The organism is Kitasatospora sp. NPDC093806, from assembly GCF_040683335.1.
GTDB lineage: Bacteria > Actinomycetota > Actinomycetes > Streptomycetales > Streptomycetaceae > Kitasatospora.
Genome location: NZ_JBFBDO010000203.1, coordinates 1 through 5,579 on the forward strand (window position 1 = coordinate 1; position 5,579 = coordinate 5,579).

General features: G+C 74.5%; 6 protein-coding genes. 3 read left to right on the forward strand and 3 right to left on the reverse strand.

The window, feature by feature from the left end:
• The 3 genes from AB0N76_RS38870 to AB0N76_RS38880 all read right to left on the reverse strand — a co-directional run.
• Nucleotides 1-877: alpha/beta hydrolase (locus AB0N76_RS38870; RefSeq protein ID WP_363565579.1), on the reverse strand; the 877-nt coding region annotated here is incomplete at its 3' end.
• Nucleotides 878-957: 80 nt separating this feature from the next.
• A complete protein-coding gene (locus AB0N76_RS38875; RefSeq protein ID WP_363565580.1) occupies nt 958-1,731 on the reverse strand; it encodes an MBL fold metallo-hydrolase in 774 nt (257 codons plus the stop codon).
• Between the two features lie 36 nt (nt 1,732-1,767).
• On the reverse strand, nt 1,768-2,358 hold the full coding sequence (locus tag AB0N76_RS38880) for an NADPH-dependent FMN reductase (RefSeq protein WP_363565581.1): 591 nt from the start codon (nt 2,356-2,358) through the stop codon (nt 1,768-1,770).
• A gap of 166 nt (nt 2,359-2,524) precedes the next feature.
• Between AB0N76_RS38880 and AB0N76_RS38885 the strand changes: the two genes are divergently transcribed.
• The 3 genes from AB0N76_RS38885 to AB0N76_RS38895 are packed head-to-tail and all read left to right on the forward strand — an operon-like array spanning nt 2,525 to nt 5,318.
• Complete coding sequence (locus tag AB0N76_RS38885; RefSeq protein WP_363565582.1) at nt 2,525-3,415, forward strand: pirin family protein; 891 nt, start codon at nt 2,525-2,527, stop codon at nt 3,413-3,415.
• Nucleotides 3,412-4,569: an MFS transporter gene (locus tag AB0N76_RS38890; protein ID WP_363565583.1), complete on the forward strand. Its 1,158-nt coding sequence runs from the start codon at nt 3,412-3,414 to the stop codon at nt 4,567-4,569. Before AB0N76_RS38885 ends, AB0N76_RS38890 begins: the two co-directional genes overlap by 4 nt.
• 56 nt (nt 4,570-4,625) lie before the next feature.
• Nucleotides 4,626-5,318, forward strand: coding sequence for a TetR/AcrR family transcriptional regulator (locus tag AB0N76_RS38895; protein ID WP_363565584.1), 693 nt, complete (start codon nt 4,626-4,628; stop codon nt 5,316-5,318).
• Nucleotides 5,319-5,579: the final 261 nt, after the last annotated feature.

Genomic DNA, 5,579 nt, shown 5'->3' on the forward strand with positions numbered 1-5,579 from the left:
CCTTCAGCCCGGCGAGCAGCCGCCGCAGCCGGGGCGCGCCGACGTCGGCGAGCCGGGAGGTGACGGCGTCCGGGCCGAGGCCGGACGGGGTGACGATCTCGTCGTTGCGGCCCCAGGCGACCAGCGTGGGCGGCCGGTGGGTGCGGAGGTACTCCTGGAAGGCCGGGTAGCCGTCGAGGTTGAACTGGTAGTCCCAGAACAGCTGGAGCTGGATCTCCCGGTTGCCGGGGCGGTCGAGCCCGGCCTGGTCGAGGGTCCAGGTGTCCGGCGAGAGCCGGTCCAGCCGGTCGGCCGGCACGCCGTGGACGTACTGCCAGCGGGTGGCCCCGGCGGTGAGCAGTTCGCGGACGGCGGGCTCGTGGGCGGCCCGGTCCTCGGCGTGGGCGAACAGCACGTCCCAGAACGGGGTGAAGCCCTCCAGGTAGGCGTTGCCGCTCTGGCTGATCAGGGCGGTGACCCGCTCCGGGTGCCGGGAGGCGATCCGCAGGCCGATCGGCGCGCCGTAGTCCTGGATGTAGAGGGCGAAGCGGTCGATGCCGAGGGTGTCGAGCAGGGCGAGCGTGTACTCGGTCAGTTTCTCGAAGCCGTAGGCGAACTCACCGACGGGTGGGGTGGCGGACTGCCCGAAGCCCACGTGGTCGGGGGCGACCAGGTGGTAGGAGTCGGCGAGGTCGCGGAGCAGGTTGCGGAACATCGCGGAGCTGCTGGGGAAGCCGTGCAGCAGGACCAGGGTCGGCTTGGCCGGGTCGCCCGCCTCCCGGTAGAAGACCGGCAGGCCGTCGATCTCGACGGTGTGGTGGCGCACCTCGCCGTACGCGGTGGCTTCGGCGGGCGTCGTGGCGGCGGTGACGGCGGTGGCGGTGGTCGTGGTGGACATCGGTGTGCTCCTTCGCTGGGTCCGGTTCTGACGGGCGGCGGGTGGTCGAGTAACAGGTGGTCGGCGGCAGGGGTGCGAGCTCAGAGCCGCTCGGGGACGCCCGGGACCAGCCGGCGCAGGCGGCCCGCCAGGTCGGGTGCCGCGAAGGCCTCCGCGATCCGGGCCGGGTCCTCGCCGAGGTGTTCCCAGGAGTCGTAGTGCACCGGAACGACGGTGCGGGCGCCGAGCGTGCGGGCGAGTTCGGCCCCTTCCCGGGCGCTCATCGAGAAGGCGTGCTCCCCGGTGGACGGGAAGTGGGCGTCGCCCAGGTGCAGGAAGGCGGTGTCGATGTCGAAGCGTTCGGCGATCGCGGTCAGCGCGTCGTGGCGGACGGTGTCGCCGGACAGGTAGAGGGTGCCGCCGTCGTACTCGACGACGAAGCCGGTGACCGGCCCGGTGACGGCCTCGGTGCCGGCCGGTCCGTGCCGGGCCGGCGTGGCGGTCACGGTGACGGTGGTGGCGCCGACGGTGATCCGACGGCTCTCCCAGGTGGCCAGACCCTCGGCCGTTCCGCCGAGCCGTTCGGCGGCCTCCGGGGTGGTGAGCACGGTGGCGGCGCGGGCGAGGACGGTCCGGCCGGTCGGGTCGAGGTTGTCGGCGTGCTGGTCGTGCGAGAGCAGCACGAGGTCGACGGGCGGCAGTCGGTCGGCGGTGAGCGCCGGGCCGGCGGTGCGGCGCAGCGGGCGGGCCGCCGGGTAGTCGGCGGGGCCGGGGTCAAGTGCGGGGTCGGTGAGGACGGTCAGGTCGCCGATCCGCAGCAGGACGGTCGCGGTGCCGAGGTGGGTCGCGGTGACGGTGGTCGTAGCCCTCGTCATGGTGGGATCCCCTGGTCCGGTGTCGTGGCCGGGCGGTCAGCGCGCCGCGCGGGCCGCGTTGGCGTCGATCTTCTCCTGGAGGGCGGTGAGCAGCCCCTGGAGCAGGCCGATGGTGGTCTCGTCGGTGAGGTTGCCCTCCTCGTCGAAGCGCTCGTGCGCCCGGAAGACGATGACCTCGGGCTTCACCACGACGTCGGTCTCGGTCCAGACGAAGACCTGGCGGAGGGCCAGCTGGGCGCGGACGGTGCCGAAGTTGGTCGGCGCGGCGCCGAGGATGGCGGCGGGCTTGCGGTGCAGCGGCAGGCCCTCGGTGCGGGTCCAGTCGGTGCTCAGCCAGTCGATGGCGTTCTTGAGCACGCCGGGGATGGAGTAGTTGAACTCCGGGGTGGCGATCAGCAGGCCGTCGGCCTCCGCGACCCGGCGGCGCAGGTCCTGGACGACGGCGGGCCGCAGCTCGGGGGTGTCCAGGTCCAGGTCGTACGGCGGGATGTCGCGCAGGCCCTCGTAGATCTCGATCTCCTGGCCGCTCGGGTTGAACTTCTGAGCGGCGCTCAGGAGCCGGGTGTTGAGCGAGTCGGCGCGCAGCGAGCCGGAGATGGCGAAGATCTTGGACGCGGTCGCGGTCATGGCGGGGCTCCTTGGGGAGTGAGCGTGGAGTGTTGCGTGGAGTGTGCGGGTGACGGTGCGGCAGGCGGTGCTGCCGACAACGAGAAAACTAAACGGATCAGTTCAGTTGTGTCAACTGGACGGTTCAGTCTTGACAGTGAACTGAATCGTATAGTTCATTCGAACCATGACCACGACACCCGCAAGCACCGCTCAGGCGACCGGACGCTCCGTCGCCCGCGTCGCCCGCCCGTTCCACACCTACGAGGGCGCCGGCTTCCCGGTCCGGCGGCCCTTCCCCACCGCCGACCTCCCCCTCCTGGACCCGTTCCTGATGGTCGACCAGGTCGGTCCGGTGGACCTCGGGCCCGGTGAGGCCAAGGGCGCTCCCCCGCACCCGCACCGCGGCTTCGAGACGATCCAGTACGTCATCAGCGGCGACATCGCGAACGCCGACTCGCGCGGCCACCGGGCCGTGGTCCGCGCGGGCGGCGTGCAGTGGCTGACCGCGGGCTCCGGCATCGTCCACGAGGCGCTGCCGACACCGGAGTTCCTCGCCGCCGGCGGGCTCCAGCACCTGCTGCAGATCTGGGTGAACCTGCCCACCCGCGACAAGTCCCTGCCGCCGCGCAGCCAGAACGCCGAGGCCGCCGACCTCCCGGTGGTCAGCACCCCGGACGGCGCCGAACTGACCGTCCTCGCCGGGACCACCCACGGCGTGACCTCGCCCTTCGAGACCCGGACACCGGTCCTGGTGGTGCACGCCCGGCTCGCGGCCGGCGGCCGGGCCGAGTTCACCGCGCCCGCCCACCACAACGCCGCGCTCTACACGATGACCGGCCAGGCCGACACCGCCGGCGTCCCGCTGCCGGACGGCCACCTCGCGGTCCTCGCCCGGGACGGCGAGCGGTTCACCGTCCGGGCCGTCGACGGGCCCGCCGAGGTGCTGGTCCTGGCGGGCGAGCCGATCGGCGAACCGGTCGCCCGCAGCGGACCGTTCGTGATGAACACGGCGGCCGAGCTCCGCCGGGCCGAGCAGGACTTCGCCCGGGGTCTGATGGGGCGGATGCCGGTATGACCGCGTCCGTCGTCCCGGTCCCCGCCGCAGCTACGCGCCCCGTTCCCGCTACCGCCCCCGCCGGCCCCGCCCGTCGGCGGTCCACGGCGGCGCTGCCCGCCGCCGCGCTGGTCGCCGCCGTCGCGAGCGGCATCTCCGGCCCGAGCCTGGCCCTGCCCGCCGCAGCGCAGGCCCTGAACGCCCCGGCCGGCTCGGTCGCCTGGCTGATGACCGCGTACGGCCTGGGCCTGCTGGTCGGCACCCCGCTGCTGGCCGGCACCGCAGGGCGGCGCGGCCCCGGCACCCTGATCCGGGCCGGCGCCGTCCTGGTCGCTCTCGGCGCCGCACTGGTCCTGGCCGCGCCGGCCGCCCTGCCCGCCCTGCCCGCGTTGATCGCCGGCCGGGCGGTGGAGGCCGCCGGGGCGGCGGGCCTCACCATCGCGGCGTTCCGGATCGCCGGGCGCGTCCCGTCCGGCCGCTCCACCGGGGTCGTCGCGATCGGCAACGCGACCGGCGGCACCCTCGGACTCTTCGCCGGGGCAGGCGTGGCCCAGGCGTTCGGCTGGCGGGCCGCGCTGGTCCTGCCGCTGCTCGCGCTCGCGGTCCTCCCCGCCGCCCTGCGCTCGGCCGGCCCGACGACGCCCCGCACCGGCCCGGACAGCAGCCCCGGCGCGGCACTCCCGCTCGGCCTGCTGCGCGACCGCGCCTTCCGGCGGCCCGCCCTGCTGATGCTCGCCCTCGCCACCGTCAACTTCGCCCTGGTGTACGGCGCCCCGCGCCGCGTCGCGGTGCTCTCCGGCTGGGGCACCCTGCCGACCGGGGCCGCCGTCGCGGCGGTCGCGCTGGCCGGTGCGCTGCTCTCCTGGCAGCTGGTCCGGGCGGCCCCCGCGCTGGGCACCGGCCGGGTCCGGACGGTCCTCGCGGCGGGTTCGCTGGCGGCGGCCGGGGCGGCGGCGTTCGCACCGTGGCCGGCGGTCGTGCTGCTCGGTTCGGGGGTCAGTTCGCTGGTCACGGCGGGCGGACAGGGGGTGCTCACCGCCGCCGCCGTCAACGGCCTCCCGCCCGAGCGGCGGGGCGGTGCGATCGGCCTGTTCAACCTGGCCTTCCCGGCCGGTGTCGCCGCCGGTCCGGTGATCGCGGCCTTTGCCGACCAAACGGTTCAGTTCATATACTGACCGATCAGTTTCACCCCCAGCACCACCCTCCCCCACACCGTACGAAGGACAGCCGCATGGGAGCCGAGCAGCAGGACGCGACCGACGAGTACGGCATCCCGATCATCCCGGAGCCGGGTGACGCCGCCGCCCGCAAGCGCCAGGCCATCATCGACGCCGCCCTCGCCGAGTTCCTCGCCGAGGGGTACTCCGCCGCCTCGATGGACACCATCACCGGCCGGTCGGGGGTCTCCAAGGCCACCATCTACAAGCACTTCGGCAGCAAGGAGCGGCTGTTCCTGGCCGTCGTCGGCGGTGTCCTGCCCACCACCTACGCCGATCTGACGCCGCCCGCCCGCACCCTCGCCGACGCCCCCGACCTGCGCACCGCGCTCGTCCGTCACGCCGATGAGCTGACCCGGATCCTGCTGCGCCCCGAGATCATGCTGCTGCGCCGCCTGGTGATCGGCGAGATCGACCGCTTCCCGCAGCTCGGCCAGCTCTGGTACCGGGTCACCTACGACATGAACAACGCCCCGCTGGTCGAGTTGCTCACCGAGCTGGCCGCCAAGGGCGAACTGCACGTGCCGGACCCGAAGCTGGCCGTCCAGCAGCTGGTGGCCGCCACCGTCGGCATCCCGCAGCTGACGCACACCTTCGCCCCCGCCACCCCGGTGGACGAGGCCGAGCTCACCCGGATCGTCGAGGCGGGCGTCGACCTCTTCCTCGCCCGGTACGGCACGGGCCCGGGCTGGCACGGCCCGGCCTGAGCCCGCCCTGCCTGAACGCGGCCGGCGTGAACGCGCCCGCCGCCGCCCCCGGCACGACCGGGTGACGGCGGCGGCCCCGGCGTCTCACTCCCCCGTGCGCTCCGTCCGGTTCGCGCGCCGCCGCTGCCAGGCCGCCAACGGGACGGCCGCCGCCACCGCAGCGGCCCCCGGCGCCGAAGGCCCACCGAGCGGGTCGCCGGTCGCACCACCCGCCGCGAGGCCCTTCTGATCGAAGGTGTCCGGCACCGGCAGGGTGTCCCA